The organism is Bombilactobacillus sp. ESL1097, assembly GCF_058107205.1.
This window is the reverse complement of record NZ_JBYLUB010000004.1, coordinates 1-21133: the sequence shown is the minus strand read 5'-3', so window position 1 is coordinate 21133 and position 21133 is coordinate 1. Positions and strand designations below refer to the sequence as shown.

The window sequence follows — 21133 nt, the reverse complement described above, 5'->3', positions numbered from 1 at the left end:
TTACTAAATGAAATTGCAAATCGTTGATGATGCAGTAGTAGGAGAATCATTGTATTCCTCGAAAATAAAACTACCCGGTAGGCATACCTACGTTTGGATTTCCGACAAGCTGGTATATAAAAATCGAGGATACGGGTATACCGTATATATTCCTGAAGGGGCTAAATTTGCGTTAGAAATAAAGCATAAAAAAATAATCAAAAATGGAATAACTGCTCAAGAAGTGATAGACGCTTTTGAGCCGATGAATGAAATGTTTGAACAGGACTTTTCTGAGAAGCGTAAAGCACAATATACTCATCATGTTCCTAAGAAAGTAAAAGCTAAGGATGTGAAGGTTGATGATAGCCTTAAGCGATGATCAATCTTCAGCAATAACTAAGTTACGGCAGTTGAAAGTTGGAGCACTTTTTATGGAGCCCGGCACAGGCAAGACTAGAACTGCTATTGAATTAATTAATTCTACTAATTGTGATTACGTACTATTTATTGTCCCCTTTCAAACTAAATTAAATTTGCAAAAAGAACTTGATAAGTGGAATTTTGAAAATAATGGTAAGGACTACGACATAGTTGGCGTAGAATCACTTTCTAGCTCAGATCGGTTATATGTTAGATTATTGAGTAAACTGGACAATTCTAGATCGTCATTCATTATTGTGGATGAATCCATAAAAATTAAAAATCCTGAAGCTAAACGAACACAGCGAGTTTTACGTTTAGGTAAATTATCTGAATTTAGACTAATATTGAATGGTACTCCGTTGTCCAAAAATATGTTGGATTTATGGAGTCAAATGGAGTTTTTGTCTCCCAAAATATTGAATATGTCTTATCAAAACTTTAAAAATACTTTTTGTGAGTATGTAGAATACCGCTATAATTTAGCCAATGGTAAATTAGGTCGAAAGCATGAGTTCATAAAAAGCTACGATAATGTAGAATATTTGTATTCTTTGATTGAACCGTATGTATTTGATGCTGATCTTAAATTGAATAAACATAAACAATATCTAACGGTTGAGTATTCCGTAACTAAAGGGTTAGATAACTATAATTACTATAAAGACCAGTTTATAAGCAGTTTAAAAGAAGATATTCCAAATGCTTTTCTAGCTTACACACAGATGATGCAACAAGCTTATTGTGACGAACCGTCTAAGCTAGCTGCTATTGAAAAAATAATTGATCCAAATACTTTAGTTTTTGTTAAATTTTTAAAATCTAAAGCTGCAGTAAAAGATAGATATCCCGATGCTCACGTTTTTACTTACGGAAAAGGCTCTTTAGGGTTAAATTTACAACAATTTAATAAGGTGATTTTTTTTGATAAAACTTTTGATTATATGCAAAGAGATCAAGCCGAACACCGAGTTTACCGTATGGGACAAGAAAAAGACGTATACTTTTATGATTTAACCGGTGACGTTAATTTGGAAAAAACTATAGACAGTAATGTCTTTAAAAAGGGAAATTTGTTAGAACATTTCAAACAATTAATTAACGATGGTAAGGCTGATTGGAATAAGGTTTTATAAATGAAAAATTATTTAAATATGAATGTTTATGAAGCTACACAGAATAGGTTAACTTATTTGTTTAATGAGTTTGATCATATTCATGTAGCTTTTTCTGGTGGTAAGGATAGTGGCGTTTTGCTTAACATGGTTTATGAGTATGCAAACGCTCGTAGCTGCTTAAACAAAGTATCTATAAACTTTAATGATTGCGAGGTTCAATATCAGCATACGATAGATTATGTTCAAGCGACTTTCGAAAGGATGAATGTAAAGAAATATTGGATTTGTTTACCGATAAAAGTAAGAACAGCTACTACTGTAAATGGCAATTATTGGATTCCGTGGGATCGTGATAATCAAAAATTGTGGGTACGTTCAATTCCTAAAATGGATTATGTAATTAACGAAGATAACGTTCCATTTGACTTTACTAAGGGTATGTTAGATCATGCTTTTGAGTCTTATTTTGACAAATGTTTGTCCAATAAAAATGATGGTAAAACTGTTATTTTGCTAGGATTAAGGGCAGATGAATCACTATATAGATATCAAGCTATTAAGTCTCAAGGTAAGGTCAACAGTTATAAGAATTCTAATTATATTAATTCAGTACCAGAGGATGGATATTTTAAGGCTTACCCTATTTACGATTGGCAATATAGGGACGTTTGGATTGCTAATTACAAATTTAATTATCCATATAATTCTATGTATGATCAGTTTTATAAAGCTGGTATGCCAATTCAAGATATGCGAATAGCCTCACCGTTTACTTATCAAGCAATACCGGATTTGAAATACTACCAGAGGATTGAGCCTGATTTATGGAACAAAATGTTAAATAGAATACCGGGGGTCAAGTTTGCCGAAATTTATGGAAATACTAAAGCTGTAGCTAGAAATTCTGTTCAAAAGCCCCAAAATTCAACTTGGCCAGAGTATGTTGAAAAAATTATGAAATCATTGCCGTCAAGTACTTTAAATATGTATCAAAGGTTATTTTCTAAAACTTTTTCAAGCTGGTCTATTCTTGGGATTACTTTTCCCGCTAAGGATATAGAATATTTAGATATGATGGGAATTAAAATCACATGTGCTGAAACAAATATCAATTCTTATTCTGAAATTAATATGAATTACATTTATAAACAAATGCTAAAGACTATTTTGCAAAATGAGACCACCGCTAAATATTTAAGCTTAAGTGATTTGAAACATAGAGCCATCAAAAAGAAACGTTCAGTTGATAAATTTGAACAAATGTTTTGAATGAAAGGAATGCCGAAATCATGTCATCTAGTAACTTTAAGAGTCCAGTGTATGATGTTAAAGCTGTGCCTTTAAAAAAGATAATTCCTAATCCATATAATCCTAATCATGTGGCAAACTCAGAAATGAAATTGCTTTATCAGTCTATTAAAGCTGATGGTTATACAATGCCTATAGTTTGCTATTATTTGTCATCTAAAGATAAGTATGAGATTGTTGATGGTTATCATAGATATTTAATCATGAAGAAACATAAGAATATATATGATAGAGAAAAAGGTCTGTTACCTGTTAGTGTAATTCATAAACCATTAGATGAGCGAATGGCGTCAACTATTAGACATAATCGTGCACGTGGGGTTCATGAAATTACCCCCATGACTGAAATAGTATCGACTATGATAAATGACGGTAAAACTGATGCATGGATTATGAAGAATCTGGGTGTTGATGCTGATGAACTTTTGAGACTAAAGCAAATTGGCGGTGTTGCAAAAGTTTTTGAGGGCAAGGAGTTTTCTAGAAGCTGGGATTGAATTTATTGTTGTATAAATGTTCGCTGTGTTAGAATTAGTTCGACTAATGTAACTCAACTACGGGTTGGATATAATCTTGACATTGATTTAGGAGTAGGAAAATTGGCTATTGCGAACGTTGAGTTAATTCAGAGGCTGTTAGATTCTGATTTATCTGTTTATAGAATAGGAAAAGATACCAGAGTTTCTAATCAAACTATTTCTAACTTGAAGACTAAGAAATCTGATGTCAAAATGATGCATTTTAATACTGCTATAGAGCTCACTAATTATGCTAATAAAGTTGGCTTTAAATCAAATAAAGGAGATCATATAGCAGATAGTAGAAAGATTAGAAAAATGCTTAATTCTAAAGCAAGTATTACAGATATTTCAAAGAAAACAGGAGTATCCAGAACAAATATTATTAAGTATAAAAATAACAGTACTAATATAAGGTTTAATACTGCGTTACTCTTGACCGAAGTTAGTGCTTATTTTTTAAAATAATTAGGTAAATTAGCTCTGAAATTTTGAAAGTTTAACGAATTAAACTTCCGATATAATTTACGTTGATATTCAAGGTGTCAACGTATTTTTTTGAGTAATATTGCAATCTTTAATTGACTTAAAATAAAGATTGCAATATACTGTGCCTGTAACTTGATGAATCCTATTAAATTAGTACTTACACAACATTATAGAGGAGATAAAAGTGAGCATAATTTATAAAGTAGAATTGGCTGATGTCAATTTAACAGGCGAAGGACAAAAATCAGTGTCTTGAACAACAAAGAGCGTGTTTTTAACCTTAGTTTATGTTAAAACGACATGATAAAGGAGAATATTATGTACAGGTTTAAACTTAATGCTTTAATATGTGCTGCTGCATCTGTGTTTGCTATAGAGAGTATTACGACAGTTAATGCAGACAGTTCTGTTTGGAGAAGTGATCATGCTGTAGTTGTCTCTAAATCAAATGATGTAACGAATTCTGAAATAGAATCTAAAAGTGTCAAACAGTCTTCGGCCTCAAAACCTATTAATTACTATGCTCCTTCAAATGCAGAGATTAATAAAGCCTCTGAAAGTAAGAGTTCTGTTAATCCCGCCTATAACTATATGATTTGGTACTTGTTTTATAGCAAGGATGCTAATTCTCCTAAATACTTTAAACTAAATAAGCAACAAAAGGCTGTTAAAGCAATAGCAAATAAAAGGTTACTAAAGCTTCTGAGTAAGGGACATAGTAATTATGGCGATTGTGCTGCCTTTGAGGTTCGTTCTAAAAACAATAATAAAGTTCATATTAATGACGAATTTTATGAGTTATTTGGTTCTAATGATACATGGGATGGTCATATGTTAGTTGTTTACAATCAAAACAATAATCAACTATACGTAAAAACTGACAGAAACAAGTATCATGTTTCAAAGAAGCGATTAAATCAAGTTAATGATGATTTAAAGAATAGTTCCCAAGATTATAAGAATATTTTAAATAAGGATGTTTACCAAATTTTGAACACTTTTTTAATTTCAGTGAAAAATAAAAGAGTTGCGTGTATCAATAGAACAATTAAGATGTGCTATACATTTATTGGCGTAATGGTGACCGTAATGGTGACACTACTTTTTATTTGCGTATTAATAACTGGGTGATATCAATGTGATTTGACTACAACTGTTGAAGAATATGTGAGGTGCCGAGAACGAGTAGAAGGATATGCTAAGTTTTTTGCTACTAAATGGATAGTAACTAACAGTTAATTAATGACAAGAATTAGTGTCTTGAATCAATTATGCTAAAACTCTTTATAAGAACGTAATAAAGGAGAATTTAGAACGTATGACGGTTAAATTGTTTACCGGATATCTTAATTACAGTCATGGTTTTAGTATTGGCGATATTATTAGTAAAAACCATAATAAATATTTAATCATTGATCTTGGTAACGTAGAAAGTTTGAATAGTGATGATTTCACAATAGACGACGATGGAACAGTTAGAAGACCAGTTACTGCTGATGATAAAAAAATTTATTTTGTTGGCCAACAGTTAAATTCTGTTATTTCTGGTCAAAACTATGATAATCAATTACCTGATCTTGATACCTTTTTTAAACTTTCTAGTTCTCATTTTGATATAGGAGATTATTGTGGAGAGATTGTAGAACACGAACAAACCGCAGCCATCTATAAAGTGTCCAAAGTAATGAAAATTTACTATGACTTTGTAGACATAAAGGTTGATATAGAGGTTAAGAAAGTAAAAGAATGGTTACCTGCTGACGTGAGAGATGCTGTTAAAAAGTACAGGAGTCCTAATTTTCAAGATAAATCATCTTTTACAAAACCTTTGAAAGTAATTAATTTAGATGATTTTAGAAAAAATTAGTTTAGGGGTGCAATAGTATGAAAGAAATACGTCAAGCAATCATTAACAAAGAAACAGTAGTGGCTTCTATAAACTTTTTACAAGCTCAGGTATTTAAAGCAGAACAAGCTGCTAAACGAGCTAATTCAAAAGAAGACGAAAAGTATTTTCATAAACTGATGGGGAATCTTCAGCTTTTGTCCGAAATTGCATGGAAAACTATGGAATCGGATACCATTAGAGTAACTTTTGAGCCACCTATTGTTGGCTATGGCAATAAAAATTTTGATCAGTTTAAAAAGAATTTAGCTAATGCCATTAATAAAACTTCAATTGAACCAGTAATAAATTATAGAAATTATAGAGGTCATTTCAATGATTAATCGAAGCATATTAGTTGGCAGACTAACTAAGGATATTGAAGTTAAATACACTCAAAGCGGAACAGCAGTTGCTAACTTTACTTTGGCAGTGAATCGCCAATTCACGAATTCGTCTGGCGAGAGAGAGGCTGATTTTATCAATTGCGTGATTTGGAGAAAAGCAGCTGAAAACTTAGTTAAGTTTGTTTCTAAGGGTTCTTTGTTGGGGGTTGAAGGGCGAATTCAAACCCGAAATTATGAGAATCAGCAAGGACAACGTATTTACGTAACTGAATTAGTGGTTGAGAATTTTTCGTTACTAGAATCAAAAAGTAAGAGTCATTCGACTAATAATTCCAATACGAATGTAAATAATATTTCTAAGAATCAAAACAGTTCTACTAATGTATCACCTAGTACGTGGGATCAATCCATACAAGATAGTGATCCATTTAATGAAGATGCCAAAGAGTTAGACTTGGATATTCATACAGATGATGATTTACCATTTTAGTAATTTGATATGACGATGATTAATTAAATTTTAAATGTTAAGGATAGTCTTGATGGGTAAGAATGAGTGGAAATCAGAACCTGATTATAAGAGCTTGTATTATAAGGAATATAAATGTGAGATTGTTCGTCAAGAGTTAGGATACCTATGCGGTTATGTAACAATAACACGTTCAAATGATTTATATGGTCAAACAGATACTTTTGATTTGAACGGTGCACTATGTTCATTAAATGTTCATGGTGGAATAACATTTTCACAAATTTTTCCAGATGGTGATTGGAAGATAGGATTTGATTGCTGTCATTCTGATGACTATTTACCAGCTGCTGACAAACAGCTAAGAAAAATAATTGATTCTTTACCTAATAATAGAACGTACAAAAACATTGAATTTGTTACTAAAGAACTTAAGAAATTAGTCGATCAAGTAGTTTATTACGAATGTAATCCTATTTGAGTAAGTTTATGGAAAATAAAAATAGTAAAACTAAAAATTACAGTATCTCTGGTTACTTGTATAATTGAAAATTTTATTAAAGGGAAAGTGATTGAATAATGGATAAAGTTAAGGATGTTTTACCAACTTTAAAGGAGTTGGATTACGAATTTGGCAATATATCTAATGTTCCGGATGATGATCCTCGTTTAGAAATTGTCCAAAAACATGTTGCCAGTGATTTTACACCAGATGAACAGACAAAAGGTTGTTTACGACTTCAGAAAATAAATTCTTATATTAAGAAAAATAATGCTTCTCTTAAAGAGGCAGCCAATCGCTTTAAGACAGGTGTTCAAAAGATTGAGGGTATCTATTTTAGGCATGGATCTATTCCACCTAAAGATTATCAATTTATGATAATTAAAGGAGACAAAATTTATTACAGTGAAGGCGTTAAGGATATTGCAAAATTTTTAGGTTCATCTGATAAGGTCGTTAATAACTTCATCTTAAAGAAAAAGAGAGTAAAAGGCTGGAAGATCGAAGAATGTCATATGAGTTCCTTAAATGTTTCTCGTTCGCAACAATTAGATGTCATTGTTCCCTTATTAAAAGAAGTTGAATCATCAGAGGGAAAGTATCGATTCAAGCAAGTAAATGAATTATTTGATGAAGGATTCAAGCCAGTAGAGATTGCTAAAGTTCTGAAATTAAGTGGTGAGTATGTATTTCAACTACTTACCCTAGGAGGTAACGAATGACTGTTCATGAGTTAAAAATAAATAAGAAATACTTTGAAGATGTAATGAGTTGCAAAAAGACGTTTGAAATTAGGAGAAATGATCGTAATTTTCAGGTAGGAGATACTTTGAAGTTACGTGAATTTGATTCAAAAAACAATTTGTATACGGGAAATTTTGCTTTAACAAAAGTTACGTATATTACTAATTTTGAACAACGTGATAATTACGTGGTCATGGGTATCAAATTAATTAATGACGTTAAAGAACATAATAAGTTGATTGAAGATAGTAATTACATTTTTAAGGTTAAAGAAACTTTTCTTGATGAATACAGCTATGGCTATATAGGATTTAAAAAATATACTGGGCCTGTTTCTGCAATTGTAGCTGTTTCAGATAGTGATGATTCTATATTGATGAAAATCATTAATGTAGGGGATTATATAGTATTTGGCTATAGAGAAGAACCAAATATTAACAAATGGTCAAATAAAATTTCTGATGAACAATATGAGCACCATGATGGTGATATTTTAGCAATTGGAACTTATGAAAAGATGCGATGTCTTTTTAATCAGCATTCAACCTTAAAGCAACTGAGTTAAAAATGTAATTTAATTATCAGGTAAAAGTATGAAAACTATTGAAACTAATAAAGTTGAATTTATGTTAAGGCAATATACCCTAAAAAAGGGTGTTTATGGTTGCAACGAAGTGACTCTCAGAAATCCAGTTTATGAAACGAATAAAGAGCGGGTAGACTTTGTGACTTTTGATAATAGAGGAATTGTTCGCTGCTATGAAATAAAAGTAACTAAATCCGATTTTCACAGCAAAGCTAATTTGAGTTTTTGGGGAGATTATAATTATTTAGTTGTAACTTCAAGATTATTTGAAGAATTGCAGAGCGATCCTGAATATCACACTTTAGTTTTTAGTGGAGTAGGAGTAATAACCTGCAATCTTAAAGAAAGTACTGTAAAGACCATTAGAAATCCATCTAAAAAGCAAGTATCAATTAGCGCTAAGACTCAAATCCTAGAAAGTATAGCTAAGTCTGCTTGTGATCAACTGCAATCGATCGCTTTTAAGTAAGATGTACTTTTTGTATTTCTGGTCATAATAAAAAAGCTCTAAAGCTAAAGGGCTTAAATGAATGATTAATATAGGAGAATAAAAATGGGAATTGATGGAATTATAAATAATACTAAAGCTTCTACTAAGGCAATTAATTGTTTAATAAAACCATTTTGCTACGAATTAGTTTTAACAGATCATTTCGATTGGGTTTTGATAGACTACAGCGAAGAAGTACCAAAGGTTATTAGAAATATTGATGATGTTAAAGAAACAGCAGTACAAGATATTTTATTGAAACAACCACGTATTAATAAATATTAACTATACGCTGAGTTGCTGAGTTAATGGAGGAAATGGTATGCACAGAAAGAAAAAAAGATTAGAAGTTAAAAAGAAGTTACGTAGAATGAAAAAGCACTCTCAAGAACACAGAGATAATCAAGATAATTCCGTAAAAGTTTTACAAACACCCTTTGAATTGTCTGCTCAGAACAAAATTAAAGCTGGTAAGCATAACGCCATTTAGGAATTGTGTTTAATGTGAATGAACTGATATTGGGGTTATTTAATTGGAAAAAATAGGAAAAGTAATTGAGAAAATTATGAAGGATCGTAATGTTGATGTCCGATATAGAGAACTTTTAGTTAATGCGATGAATGATCCTGATGTGCAATATTTTGTAAGAACTAATAAAGATAAATTGAACAAAACAATTATAGCTAATGCCGCGCCAGAAATTTATGAATATGTTCAAGCTAAAAAAGCTACTAAAAAGATGACTCAAGGATATGTTCCTAAGCTTGAATTTAAGAATGAGATGATTTATGTAGCATATGTTCCAGATGAAAGTAGAATTGCCAAACAAAAACAGCAGCAGTATCAGCAAGAATTTCAGTTAATGAACATGGCCAGTGATATAAGAACGGCTAGTTTAGAAGACTTTGGTAAAGGATCTAAGAAAAGACAGTCGGCTTTAATGGCAGCCATGAAATTTATTCTGAATTTTTCCAAGAACGATGAGTTCGTTCCCGGACTTTACTTAGCTGGAGACTTTGGAATTGGCAAAACTTACTTGTTAGGAGCAATCGCTAATGAACTAGTTAGAAATCATACTCAGGTTTTGATGATGCACTTTCCAACTTTTGCTGTTCAAATGAAAAGTGCAATTGGTGATAATTCTGTAATGAAGAAGATTGACGAGATTAAAACTGTACCAGTATTGATGTTGGATGATGTTGGTGCAGAATCATTGAGTTCATGGATTCGTGATGAAGTATTAGGTGTTATTCTTCAGTACAGAATGCAAGAACAGCTGACGACGTTCTTTTCTTCTAACTTTAAAATGAATGATCTTCAAAAACATTTATCCGTTAATCAACGTGGAGACGTTGAACCAATCAAAGCTGCTAGAATCATGGAACGAATTAAGTATTTATCAGATGAAGTAATAATGGTGGGAGACAACAGACGATTAAAAGGTAGTTATTGATTATTTAAATAAAGGGAATAGAAAGTATGTCTAAACAAAGGCTATCAAATTACAGTGACTAACTTTAAAATCTCAATCCGTATATTAGTCTTTTAAAGGAGAAAACAGATTCCTTGGAGTGTAAGGAACACATTAAAAATGTTTTTTTGAAAAAGAAAAGTAAGTGAATAAAGAAGAATTATTAGTGATGTTAAGATAGGCGGCAGAAAACACTAGTATTTTCGGTAAAAATTCAAAAGGGAGGTTACTAATTTGAACCTTAAGAAATTCGTACCCGAAAATAATGATCAGGGTTTATTGAAAATCAGCAAGTTTGTTTCTATATTGGGGACACTGTTAATTTTATGTTCAGCATTGTACTGTTTCTATTTAGTTTTTAAAATTTTGTTATTAACCAATGGATCGGATGTGGCTTTAAATCTGATGCAAGGATTAGTTGGTTTGATAGGTTCTGCAATTTTATGTATTTTGGCATCTTTTCCATTGAGACAAGCAATAGAAAGTACTGATAAAAGATCTAAAGAAAATGTAATTTATGATAAAGAGTTTGTGTCTAACAAGTACAATGCTGTTGGTAAAAATGGTAAAAGATTATTTGGGTATTGCTTATCTGCTGTAGGTGTAATTGGAACGTTAGCAACTTTACTTCACGCTCTTGTTCAAGTACTTATAATTTACGGTACTATTTATTTAAATCAGGGAGTTTCTCATGGAATGGTAAGAAAATTAGTTAGTGTGCCATTGCTGATCATAGCAACCTTTGCTTTTTTAATAATCTTAGCGATAGGTTTCTACATGATATATAGTCAAAAGAATGTGGTTAAAAACAGTAATAATGATGCAGGAGGATAAGTAATTCACATGTATGGAGAAAATATAAAGCTTTTGAGAGAGTTTAAAGGATTGTCTGTAAAAGAGTTGGGAGATATTTTAAACGTTCCAGAAGCAACTGTTAGGCTGTATGAGGGGGATGTTGCTACTCCTAATATGTCAGAAATACTTAAAATAATTAAGCTATTCAAAATTAAGAATGGCTTCTTATTTAGTAAATCCTTTGTTCAAAAAACTGTTCCTGAAGATTTTATGTCTTTCAGAGTAATTAATAGAGAGAATCGCTTACAGAGTCATAGGGAATCAATGAGGTTGAATTTTGCTGATTCTATAGTTCAAACAGGTGAATCTTTCTTTAATATACCGACTATTGTTTTTCAAACTGCATTGCAAGAACGTAAAAAGATAGAAATTCAACAAACCGATCGTAAAGAAGTAATTGAGCTAACTGCAGAAATGATCAGAAAATTATTTGAAATATCTCAAAATAGATATTTTTTGATGTATGTAGAAAGAGCAGGCGTGTATGTTTTGGATCAACAAGATGAAAATATTGGAACTTATAGCGTTTGGACTAGAAAACAAGATAATACCTTAAAACGTCCATGGATCGTTCTAGACACTAAAAATAAGAGTTCTGTCCAGATAGCATTTGAGGTTGCACACGAATTAGGACATTTGATACTTCATTCAGACGTTAATTTTGGTGTTTTATCAAGAGATGATTTAAGATCTTATGATCAAGAGGCTGATGATTTTGCAAGAGCAGTTTTAATTCCAAGAAAGCAAATGCAAGGAATAACACTGACAATATCCGATTATACTGATCCTGACCAATATGATATTGGAAAGAAGCTGTATCGGGTTTCAATAGCAAATATTGAGCGCAGACTGTTTGATATAGGTTTGATCAGTAATGATGATCACTATAAGTGTTGGACTAATATGAAAGAAAAGAATTACACACACAGTGAGCCATTAGACTCAGAGATTCCTGTTATTAAGAATAGAAAAATACAAGCACTCATGAAAATGATCAATGTATGTATTATGCCTTTCAATCAATTTGTTGATGAATTTATGGTCGAAAAAGAATTCTTTCAAGAACTATTTGGATTTACTGAAGAACTGATGGTTGAATTTAATAACGTTAAGAGTTTGATTGATAAATTTTGATTGATTTAACGCTTGGAGGGAGTAACGGGAAGATGAATATGGAACAATCTCAAGATGATGAAAGACAAGAAATATTAGGTACTTGGTTTGACTTACCACCTCTTGAAAAGATGAGTCAGCAAAAGAAGGAAGCTTATGTTAAGTCTTTGAATACGTTGATAGATATTGCTGATAAATTGGATGCAAAGGATGGAGGAATAAATAATGAGTCATAAATTTGTGAAATTAACTTATTTAATACAAGTACTGATATTGGTACTTAATATTTACTTTTTGGTTCACGAAATTCTAGATGTTGATGGAACTTACTCTTCAATGATTTTTTATTTAATGGGTACGATATTTGTGGTTATTTCCTTGATTTGTATTGACTTACCAAAATTCAAGGCAATTTCTAATAAAACAAGGATGATTCTGAATTCTTGGAGTACAGCACTTCTATTTGCAGCGGCTGTTTTTGATCTTATTGCAGAAAGAGTAATTCATTCAGTTTATGGAATAATGGTTACTTTAATTCTACTGGTGTTGTCTGCATTTTCTGTATTTGTTGATTACATTTTAGAAAAACAACGTAAGAAAAAATAGCTGGGAGGCGTTACATTATATGTTTAGATCGTCAAAAAGGATGTTTAGACAATGCTATTATTTATCGTCCTATCTTCCACTTTATCTTTGTCTAGTTTTGTATATGGGTTTATCGTATCTTGAAAATAATTCCAAGCTGGGAAATTCTGGATGGAATATTACGTTTTGCGTAGCAATCATTCTATTTGTAGCTTCAATAGCCGCACTATTTGAGGCTATATTAGCTATTAAAGGTACACTTAAATTTTCAAAGACATTGGGGACAACAAAGTGCAAACTAAAAAGGACTTATAATTCAGGTTATATTAAGAATATATCAATGTACATGATACCAATGATATGTGTATTCTTGGTAGATGAAAGACCTCTTTCAATAATAACGTTGTTAATTACATTTCAAATATTAGCTTATTTAACTTACTCAAATTCATCTGATGCATATCCAAACATTGCTATGGTTATGCTGGGATATTCACTCTTTGATGTTCAATCTGAGACAGGAATCAAATATGTTTTTGGAAAAACTAAAGATATAGACAATATGTTGAAATTAGGCGATGGCGATGATGAAGTTTTAGCGATTGAGTTAGGAGATATTGGCTTTGACAATACAGTAGGAGTTCTCTTTTACGGAGAAGATGAGTGTAAATAATTCGTCCGGAGAATATTGTATACTAATCGTAGTAAACGATTTCTGAATTTTTTTGTTAATTATAGGAGGCTAAATGATTATACCTAAAATTAAATGTATTTTCTGTGGACAAGAAAAAGACCCAAGTTTGGAGCATATTATTCCTAAAGCTATTAGTGGCCCTGGAAAAGATGGTTCATTGATTACTCATAAGGTTTGCAGGGAATGTAATAATCAATTTGGTGAAACAATTGATGGAAATTTTAATAATGACAGGAAAATTCTTCAATATAGACAAAAATTTTTCTTAAAAGGACATAAAGGAAAAGTACCTCCTATTATTGATCAATTTGTAACCGTTGATAAAAGCGAACTTACTGAACTTACTAATGAAAATAATTCGTTAAAAAAGCCTACTGTTATTCATAGGTATATGCTTGATAAAAATAGTGATCCGAAAATTGTTACTGAAGTAAAAGGAAAAGATATTCAGCATATTAGTGTTAATGCAAAAGATGAACCAACAGCGGAGAAAGAATATAAAAAAAATTATGTAGAATATTAAAAAAAAATTATCCAAAAGGCACTTCAAAGGAGCAAATTTGTAAACAGGCTAATGAAATTTTTAATAAAGGACGTAATGAGGGACATATAAAAGTAGACAAAAACAAAAAAGATGAACATCAAATCTATTTAGAATTCCAAACAGATTTTTCAACAATTCCTTTAGAAATTTTGAAAATTGCATATGAATTTATGAACGAATGTTATGAATCTTATTTTGATGATCCTATCGGTCGTAAATTTAGAGATATTTTAAATTTGAGTAAGAATAGAATAAAGAAGAATCAGAATATTGAAGTTGATCTTTCTAAGTATGTTAGCAATATAGATACACCTAATTGCAATGAATATACCAATTTATTGAGATACAAATTACCAAACAATTATCATATGCATCAAATAGCTCCAAAGATCTTATCCAATAATAGTTTACTATTAATAGTTAGTTTATTTGATTATCATCTTTTCTATGGTGTTTTAGTTTCTAATGATGCAAAGCTTTATCCGAATATTGGTAATACGGAAAAAATTATACCTATAATGTAGCTATTATCCTTATAAGGAGATTAAAATGGTTGAAATAATCACACATTTAAGAAAAGTAGAATTAGGTAATGTTATTTTAAACTGTATGGTAACTAAAAGTGGTAAACGACTAGTTACGGCATCTAATGTATTTAGGGCTGTGGGTGGATCAAAAAGAGGAAGTAAATTATTATCTGATTATCCGGCTTTCATAGGTGCAGAAAATTTAATTCAGTTTATTTCAGAAGACTTGAGACAAAAGCTTCTTCCAATTAAATATAAAGCTAAAAATGGTAAAATATCAGAAGCATATGATGTATCGGTGATTCCAGAAATAGCTGATTTATATATAGAAGCACACGAAAAAGGTTCATTAACTAAAACACAAGAAAAAGTGTATATAAAGTCTTTAATAATCGTTAGATCTTTGGCTAAAGTAGGTATGGTGGCTTTAATTGATGAAGCTACTGACTATCAGTACGATCGTGAAAGCCAGGCTCTTTTACAATTATTACAATCATATGTTTCGGAAGATTTACTGAAATATATGCCATATTTCCCAAAAGAATATTATGAGGAAATATATAGATTATATGGTATTTTAGAAACATTTGATCCTACAAATACAAAATACCCTCAATTGATAGGTTATTTTACTAATAAGTATTTATATGGCATATTTTCTTATGAAGTAGTGGAAGAAATAAGAAAGAAGACTCCTTTAACTACATCTTCAAATGGTACGGTCTATGGGGGACACATAAACTTTCAATTTTTAACGGAAAATATAGGGCTACCACAACTTGATCAGCATTTGGCTAAACTAATAGGTGTTATGCAATTATCTGATAACAAGGAAGATTTCGATAAGAAGTTTAAAAAAGTATTTGCCAAAGAGTTAGAGAGAAAGAATTGTTAATTGGATGAATGAAATGTCGAAAAACAATGGTTTATTTAATGGAAAAAGGTTAACAGAAGCTAGGCATTACAAAGGAATGACAATTAGTGAATTAGCAAGTCTTCTATCAGTTTCAAATAAGATATTGAGTCAGTACGAGAATGATATTTTGATGCCCAACGAGGACAAAATATTTGTGCTAATGAAAGAACTTGGGTTAGATAAGGATTTCTTTTATGGAACTGACAAAGTGATCGTCAATGATGAGAGTACATTTTATAGTTCCAATAATAATGTTGATGTTGCTTCAGTAAAGGCACCTGTTGATTTCTACTTAAAAGTAGTCTGTATACTGAGAGACTATTTCGAAAACTACTTAAACTTTTCAAGCTTAAATAGTGACCTTGGTTACTTATCAGAAATGAAACCAGTTGACGCTGCAATGGCTTTAAGAATGGAATGGGGATTAGGCTCAGATCCTGCTGATAATTTACTGTACAAGTTACAGCATAACGGTTACTTAGTAGTTACCTTACCATCTTGGATAAGTAATCCATATAAAGATACTTCAGGAATGGCGACATGTAGATCAGTTCAAGATATTAATTTGGGTAATAAAGTCAAGTATTACTTACTTGCCACTGGCTCAAATATTTCAGTTTTTGATCAGCAATGGGCTTTATCAAAAGGTCTAGGACACATGCTCTTGCATATGGGAAATTACAATCCTTTAGAATTAGATAGCATGGAGCTATTTGACTTAAGAAAACAAGCAGAGGAGTTTGCAGATGCTTTGTTATTACCACCGACTACTCAAGTTCAAAAAGAGATGAACAATATTAGGTCAATAGATGATGTCTTTCGTATGAAGCAGAAATGGAAAGTATCAGCTGAAAAAATTATTTTGCGTTCTAGAAGTTTTCAATTTAGTACACAAAGTACCCTAACTCAATTAATGTCGCAATTAGATGAGTATAAAAAGAGCAACAAAGGTATTGAGGAATACGAAAAGGATCCAGACTTTAAAATGATTCAACCAGCCACTTTAAACCAAGCTGTAATGATTTTACAAAATAATGATGTATTGAATTTAAATGAAATTGCTGATCAAATACAGAAAAATTATGGAATAAAGTATCCAATAAGTTTAATAGAGTCAATATGTGGTATTTCAAATAATCATAAAGTTTTTTCGAATGACGTTAGAAATAATGTCGTTGAGATGAAGTTGGATTAGGTGTGTTATCTAAAAAGAGGTAATCGTGTTGATGCTGATTCAAAATATATTGTTTGTTTTAATTACTATTCTTATTTTTATATTATGCATAGTTTGCAGTATTTGGTTAGTATCCTATGTATTTGAACTTAGCTTTCAATCAGTGTTTGGTGTAATGTGGCTGGAACCTCTAAGAGTCCTAAAAAATCGCATACTGGAATCGGCGAGAGTTCTAAGAAATTATATGAAGTTCCGAAAAGAAAGCAAAGGTTGATTTGATTTCAAAGTAGGAACCATGGTTCCTTTGCTGATAATAGTACTCAAAGTTAATGTTAAAGATTCATATAAACCGCATGTCCTTCGTTAAAAGGATCATGCGGTTTTTTTAGTATAAGTTTCATTTCATCAGCAATAACAGTTCAATCATTTTTGCTTTTTCGCCACGCAGTGCCCAACCTGTTGGTTGGGCTTTAATCACAAAAGAGCAGCTAGCAGAATGCAAGTGCCAGGTGATTTTTTTGAAAAAACTGCTCTTTTGGTTCTGGCGTGGCAACTAAATATTTTAACAATTTAGTAGGAGATGATAAATGTTAGCAAAATACGTTAAATAACGTAGATTTTAAGTTTGGGCAAGGCTATTTAAAAATATAAAAGCTAACAATTTAATGCTGGCCAAAAAATAATGTTCGTAAATATAAAGCAATCAAGCTAATTAATTCCAAATGAAAAAGCCCGACATTAAGTCGAAGCTTCTCACCCGCTTAGCCAATATTATTGTTTAGTTTACGTACATTAACTAGCTAGCATCAACGCAACAAAAGACATCAACAATGCCGAATTTACTATCTTTGGTTTTTTCTGTTATTTAGTTTTAGCTTGCTCCAGTACATATAGTTTTGCTTTCTGTTGTTATTTTTAGCCAGCATTTGTTGGCTTACTAGCATCACCCCGCTTGCATCACCGAGTTGTCGAACTTTGCTGCTTCATTAGTTTAAGTATCCTTTTTTGCATTGAGTAAGCATTACGCCCCCGCTACAGCGGGCTAAATAGTTAAAGAGAAGCTGTAAATATCCTTATTTGAAACCCGCAAATACGGAAAATACGGACATCAACAGCTTCTAAATAAATTACAAGTGGCGAATTAGTCTTTTTTGCAAGACAAAGACTAATTCTAGGCGCTAGAGCGCCCCACGTTGCAATTTTTTTCTTTAACTGTTTAATGCAAACTCAAACGCAAAAAAGCTCCTATTCTAATCAGGACATCAACCCAAACCCAAGTTCAAAAGCAAGTTCATAACCCACATTTTTTCACTTTTGCGCCCCGCATACGCCCACCCTAGCGGTTGGGCTTTAACCACCAAAGGGAACCCGTAGCCTATCTTTGCTTCAGGAACCACGCTAACGCGCCTAAAGCAAAGCCAGCAACGGGTTCCAAGTGATTGCAAGTGCCGGTTAACTTTTTGGCTGCACCAAAAACTGAACCTTGCGCTAGCGCAACACTTGCAATCACCCTCTTTGGTGGTTTAATGCTTTGCGTCAAAAGCGAAAAAAGCTTTTTGGCATGGCGTGGCGGGCAACTGATTAGCAACTGAAAGGTGGTGTTAATTTGAATAGTTTTTGTATGAACTTGCTATTTGATTACCCTTGATAGCTTTGGAATGAACCTTATGAAAAGTAATTCAAACAAACAATAAAAACAATAAAACACAAGCAGAAAATGGAGAATTGAGATTATGACTAAGAAAATTATGATGGCAACAGCCGTAAAACTAGATAGAGAATATGTAGCAGGAACTTTGTTCGAATACAATCAAGAATTTAACAATTTAGTGTTACAAGATATTGCTAATACTTCAAAGATGGTTGGCGTATGTAATTGGGGGACTCTTGAACAAAGTATGGAATTTATTGAAGGAGTTTCTGATACACCAGATAGTTTAAAGAAATTCAAAATCGGCATAGCTTCAAGCGCCGCCAGTCAAGAAGTTGCATTGGCTATTACGGAACAGTCAATTCAAGACGTGGTTAGTTTTATTGAAAGCAAAGTCGGAGTATTTGGATTAGTAACTTACACGGTTAATTCTCAAGGACAACTAACTGATCTGTTTGCACCAGAGTTTCGAAAAGCAACGATTGATTTTTTTGATGGTTCAATGAGCAGCATTAGTTTGAGAGAGTTTCTTAAAGTTACGCAAGATATTCCAGAACGTAATCTAAACGATAGTCAATTTAATGCTTTAAATACGTTGGAAAAGTTGAACGTTGAGTATCAACAGAGAACCAAGAATAACTTGAACTCTCAAGACATTTTAGATTACTTGGCAGCAGTTCAAAAACAGTTTCAAGCAGCAAGAAAATAGATAATTAATTCAAAACGAATTAGCAATTCAATTTAACGAATAATAAGGGAGCAGGAAAAATGAAGTATTCAAAAAATGATAAAATCGTAAGTAAAATTAAGGGACTGTTGGCGATTGCTAAAGACCAGAAGCAAGATGACGAAAGCCAGTCGGCTTTTCTTATGGCGCAAAAATTAATGGTTAAATACAATATTGATAAATCAGAAGTTGATGGAGCTGATCTTGAACAAGATGTTAAGAAAATTGTTGAAACTGTTATTGATGGCGGCATGAGAGTTAGCGTCTGGAAAAAACTATTAGCTAATTTGATAGCTGATAATTTTAAAGTTATTAGTTACTACCATAAAGTTGGCTACAACACTAGCTTAATTTATTTTGGATATGAACAAGATGTTGAATTGGCTAAAAGTATGTATCAATTGGCTGTTAATATCATGCTGTATAGAGTTAAAAGATTCACTGATGAATATTATGCTGAATCTGGAATAACCCGCAATCGTGCTACAACAATGGCAGTTAAGAATAGCTATTTGATTGGGTTCTTGTCTGGTTTGAACAAGCGCTTTAAGGAACAGTCAAGTAAGTTTGAATTGATGATTAAAGTTGATAAAAATGTTCAAAGTGATTTTGACGAGAATAAGGATGTTAAAGAGCATAGAATTGATCCAAACGTCAAAAACGCAGTAGCATACGCCGGCGGAAAGAAAGCAGGTTACCAAACAGATTTGACCCAGAGTTCGATTGATTAGAATGAATAACTATGTAAAGTTTGTCACCTAAAAGTGGCAGGCTTTTTATTTAACTTGAAAAATGGCGGGTTTTAGCTATTTAAATTATAAATGAGTGTAATTGCATATTAAGAAATAAGAATTGAATGACGGCTATTTTAAACCGTATTTAGAAAACCGTATATTTAAAGTAGAAGTATCATGTTACTGAAGAAAGTAATGCAGAAGTAAAGAAAAAGTAAAGAAAAAGTAAAGAAAAAGTAAAGAAAAAGTAAAGAAAAAGTATGAATTTATGGTATAATAAATGTAGGAAAATGAAAGGAGAAATTTGAAGATGGCTAACAAGATGCCGTTAGAAGCTAAAGCTAAGGTAAGTGAAAAAGGACAAGTCACCGTCCCTAAAGTAATCAGAGATTTGTTAAATGTTAGTGCTAATTCGGAAATTGTATTTAAAGTAGATGGCAATGAAATTAAGCTGGAAAAAGAGCGTAAGGATACTTGGAGTTTAGAAAAAGAAGCACGAGAGTTAAGTAATATTCCGATGAATTATGGAACTTCTGAAGTGGATTGGGGAAATGACGTTGGAGAAGAAATCTTAGATTAATTAAAGGAGTTAAATGATAGATGAATTGTCATCAAGGCGACGTGTTGTTTGTTAACCTAGATCCGGTAAAAGGACACGAACAGGGAAAAACAAGACCTTGCGTTATAGTAAGTAATAATCTGTATAATGATTATTTTAATACTGTCGTAATAGCACCAATATCAAGTTCCCCAAAATACCAAAAATTTTACTTTAGAAATAGCCCATTTTATTTGGAATTACCTCAAAATGAATATGTAAAAGGTACTATTTTGCTACAACATGTTAGAACTTTAGATTTGAGTGCTAGAAATCATTCTCAAGCACTATATCACTTGCCTGAAGAACTTAGAGAGCAAGTTTCTAGTGTTGTTTCCGACATGTTTTAAGTAAAAAATGGTAAGAATTATCAACGAAAGGCTTGCTAATTTATAGCAGGCTTTTTATTTAGCTTAAAAAATGGCGCATTTAAGCCGTTTAAATTGCAAATACGAATAATTACATTAGAACAAGTAAAAATCAAATGACGGTGGTTTTAGAGCGAATTTAGGCGCTTGCGCCTGAACCACTTGAAAGAGTAATAAAAATTGAATGGAAAATTTAAAAAAATGTTGAAAATTGATAGCGAAATAGGACGAATATGTGCAGTGTCAAAATAGTACCAGTAAAATAATTAGTAAAATAGGTGTCAAAATAATACCCACGTACAGAGTCCTATGAGCTA

The 21133-nt window shown here is 31.8% G+C and carries 29 protein-coding genes; 28 read left to right on the top strand and 1 reads right to left on the bottom strand.

Going from position 1 to position 21133, the window contains the following annotated elements; all coding sequences use genetic code 11:
• Positions 1-7 precede the first annotated feature (7 nt).
• The 24 genes from AC3B6D_RS08800 to AC3B6D_RS08685 all read left to right on the top strand — a co-directional run bounded on the left by AC3B6D_RS08800 (position 8) and on the right by AC3B6D_RS08685 (position 16759).
• Positions 8-361 (top strand): hypothetical protein, encoded by a 354-nt coding sequence (locus AC3B6D_RS08800; protein WP_489775471.1) that lies wholly within the window; start codon positions 8-10, stop codon positions 359-361.
• Entirely contained in the window at positions 342-1538 is a 1197-nt protein-coding gene (locus tag AC3B6D_RS08795; protein WP_489775470.1) for an SNF2-related protein, read from the top strand. Before AC3B6D_RS08800 ends, AC3B6D_RS08795 begins: the two co-directional genes overlap by 20 nt.
• The gene (locus tag AC3B6D_RS08790; protein ID WP_489775469.1) at positions 1539-2789 is read left to right on the top strand and encodes a DUF3440 domain-containing protein; all 1251 of its coding nucleotides are present in this window, start codon (positions 1539-1541) and stop codon (positions 2787-2789) included.
• A gap of 20 nt (positions 2790-2809) precedes the next feature.
• A complete protein-coding gene (locus tag AC3B6D_RS08785; RefSeq protein ID WP_489775468.1) occupies positions 2810-3325 on the top strand; it encodes an IbrB-like domain-containing protein in 516 nt (171 codons plus the stop codon).
• Between the two features lie 102 nt (positions 3326-3427).
• Complete coding sequence (locus AC3B6D_RS08780; protein ID WP_489775467.1) at positions 3428-3814, top strand: hypothetical protein; 387 nt, start codon at positions 3428-3430, stop codon at positions 3812-3814.
• Positions 3815-4153: 339 nt separating this feature from the next.
• On the top strand, positions 4154-4966 hold the full coding sequence (locus AC3B6D_RS08775; RefSeq protein ID WP_489775466.1) for a hypothetical protein: 813 nt from the start codon (positions 4154-4156) through the stop codon (positions 4964-4966).
• A gap of 187 nt (positions 4967-5153) precedes the next feature.
• Positions 5154-5702, top strand: a complete 549-nt coding sequence (locus AC3B6D_RS08770) for a hypothetical protein (RefSeq protein WP_489775465.1) — start codon at positions 5154-5156, stop codon at positions 5700-5702.
• Positions 5703-5719: 17 nt separating this feature from the next.
• Positions 5720-6064 (top strand): hypothetical protein, encoded by a 345-nt coding sequence (locus AC3B6D_RS08765; RefSeq protein WP_489775464.1) that lies wholly within the window; start codon positions 5720-5722, stop codon positions 6062-6064.
• Positions 6057-6557, top strand: coding sequence for a single-stranded DNA-binding protein (ssb, locus tag AC3B6D_RS08760; RefSeq protein ID WP_489775463.1), 501 nt, complete (start codon positions 6057-6059; stop codon positions 6555-6557). Before AC3B6D_RS08765 ends, ssb begins: the two co-directional genes overlap by 8 nt.
• Positions 6558-6609: 52 nt before the next feature.
• Positions 6610-7017, top strand: coding sequence for a hypothetical protein (locus AC3B6D_RS08755; protein WP_489775462.1), 408 nt, complete (start codon positions 6610-6612; stop codon positions 7015-7017).
• Positions 7018-7115: 98 nt separating this feature from the next.
• Positions 7116-7760: a hypothetical protein gene (locus tag AC3B6D_RS08750; RefSeq protein WP_489775461.1), complete on the top strand. Its 645-nt coding sequence runs from the start codon at positions 7116-7118 to the stop codon at positions 7758-7760.
• On the top strand, positions 7757-8347 hold the full coding sequence (locus AC3B6D_RS08745; protein ID WP_489775460.1) for a DUF3850 domain-containing protein: 591 nt from the start codon (positions 7757-7759) through the stop codon (positions 8345-8347). The genes AC3B6D_RS08750 and AC3B6D_RS08745 overlap by 4 nt, the downstream gene beginning before the upstream one ends.
• A gap of 28 nt (positions 8348-8375) precedes the next feature.
• Entirely contained in the window at positions 8376-8837 is a 462-nt protein-coding gene (locus AC3B6D_RS08740; protein WP_489775459.1) for a hypothetical protein, read from the top strand.
• An 84-nt stretch (positions 8838-8921) separates the two neighbouring features.
• Positions 8922-9143 carry a hypothetical protein gene (locus tag AC3B6D_RS08735; protein WP_489775458.1) on the top strand — a complete coding sequence of 74 codons (222 nt, stop codon included), beginning with the start codon at positions 8922-8924 and terminating at the stop codon, positions 9141-9143.
• Between the two features lie 37 nt (positions 9144-9180).
• Positions 9181-9348 carry a hypothetical protein gene (locus AC3B6D_RS08730; RefSeq protein ID WP_489775457.1) on the top strand — a complete coding sequence of 56 codons (168 nt, stop codon included), beginning with the start codon at positions 9181-9183 and terminating at the stop codon, positions 9346-9348.
• 43 nt (positions 9349-9391) lie between these two features.
• Entirely contained in the window at positions 9392-10312 is a 921-nt protein-coding gene (gene dnaI, locus AC3B6D_RS08725; protein WP_489775456.1) for a primosomal protein DnaI, read from the top strand.
• Positions 10313-10564: 252 nt separating this feature from the next.
• Entirely contained in the window at positions 10565-11164 is a 600-nt protein-coding gene (locus AC3B6D_RS08720; protein WP_489775455.1) for a hypothetical protein, read from the top strand.
• Between the two features lie 9 nt (positions 11165-11173).
• On the top strand, positions 11174-12319 hold the full coding sequence (locus tag AC3B6D_RS08715) for an ImmA/IrrE family metallo-endopeptidase (RefSeq protein WP_489775454.1): 1146 nt from the start codon (positions 11174-11176) through the stop codon (positions 12317-12319).
• A 32-nt stretch (positions 12320-12351) separates the two neighbouring features.
• A complete protein-coding gene (locus tag AC3B6D_RS08710; RefSeq protein ID WP_489775453.1) occupies positions 12352-12534 on the top strand; it encodes a hypothetical protein in 183 nt (60 codons plus the stop codon).
• Positions 12524-12904, top strand: a complete 381-nt coding sequence (locus AC3B6D_RS08705) for a hypothetical protein (RefSeq protein WP_489775452.1) — start codon at positions 12524-12526, stop codon at positions 12902-12904. Before AC3B6D_RS08710 ends, AC3B6D_RS08705 begins: the two co-directional genes overlap by 11 nt.
• A gap of 19 nt (positions 12905-12923) precedes the next feature.
• A complete protein-coding gene (locus AC3B6D_RS08700; protein WP_489775451.1) occupies positions 12924-13556 on the top strand; it encodes a KwaA family protein in 633 nt (210 codons plus the stop codon).
• Between the two features lie 73 nt (positions 13557-13629).
• Positions 13630-14100 (top strand): HNH endonuclease, encoded by a 471-nt coding sequence (locus AC3B6D_RS08695; protein ID WP_489775450.1) that lies wholly within the window; start codon positions 13630-13632, stop codon positions 14098-14100.
• Positions 14101-14670: 570 nt separating this feature from the next.
• Positions 14671-15543 (top strand): P63C domain-containing protein, encoded by an 873-nt coding sequence (locus tag AC3B6D_RS08690; protein ID WP_489775449.1) that lies wholly within the window; start codon positions 14671-14673, stop codon positions 15541-15543.
• Positions 15544-15556: 13 nt separating this feature from the next.
• The gene (locus AC3B6D_RS08685; RefSeq protein WP_489775448.1) at positions 15557-16759 is read left to right on the top strand and encodes a helix-turn-helix domain-containing protein; all 1203 of its coding nucleotides are present in this window, start codon (positions 15557-15559) and stop codon (positions 16757-16759) included.
• Between the two features lie 1354 nt (positions 16760-18113).
• On the opposite strand, the gene AC3B6D_RS08680 is transcribed toward AC3B6D_RS08685, so the two are convergent.
• Complete coding sequence (locus AC3B6D_RS08680; protein ID WP_489775447.1) at positions 18114-18248, bottom strand: hypothetical protein; 135 nt, start codon at positions 18246-18248, stop codon at positions 18114-18116.
• 223 nt (positions 18249-18471) lie between these two features.
• Between AC3B6D_RS08680 and AC3B6D_RS08675 the strand changes: the two genes are divergently transcribed.
• The 4 genes from AC3B6D_RS08675 to AC3B6D_RS08660 all read left to right on the top strand — a co-directional run bounded on the left by AC3B6D_RS08675 (position 18472) and on the right by AC3B6D_RS08660 (position 20798).
• On the top strand, positions 18472-19098 hold the full coding sequence (locus AC3B6D_RS08675; RefSeq protein ID WP_489775446.1) for a hypothetical protein: 627 nt from the start codon (positions 18472-18474) through the stop codon (positions 19096-19098).
• A gap of 59 nt (positions 19099-19157) precedes the next feature.
• Positions 19158-19847, top strand: a complete 690-nt coding sequence (locus AC3B6D_RS08670) for a DUF2786 domain-containing protein (RefSeq protein WP_489775445.1) — start codon at positions 19158-19160, stop codon at positions 19845-19847.
• Between the two features lie 313 nt (positions 19848-20160).
• Complete coding sequence (locus AC3B6D_RS08665; RefSeq protein ID WP_489775444.1) at positions 20161-20430, top strand: AbrB/MazE/SpoVT family DNA-binding domain-containing protein; 270 nt, start codon at positions 20161-20163, stop codon at positions 20428-20430.
• Between the two features lie 20 nt (positions 20431-20450).
• The gene (locus tag AC3B6D_RS08660) at positions 20451-20798 is read left to right on the top strand and encodes a type II toxin-antitoxin system PemK/MazF family toxin (RefSeq protein WP_489775443.1); all 348 of its coding nucleotides are present in this window, start codon (positions 20451-20453) and stop codon (positions 20796-20798) included.
• The last annotated feature ends 335 nt before the right edge of the window (positions 20799-21133 follow it).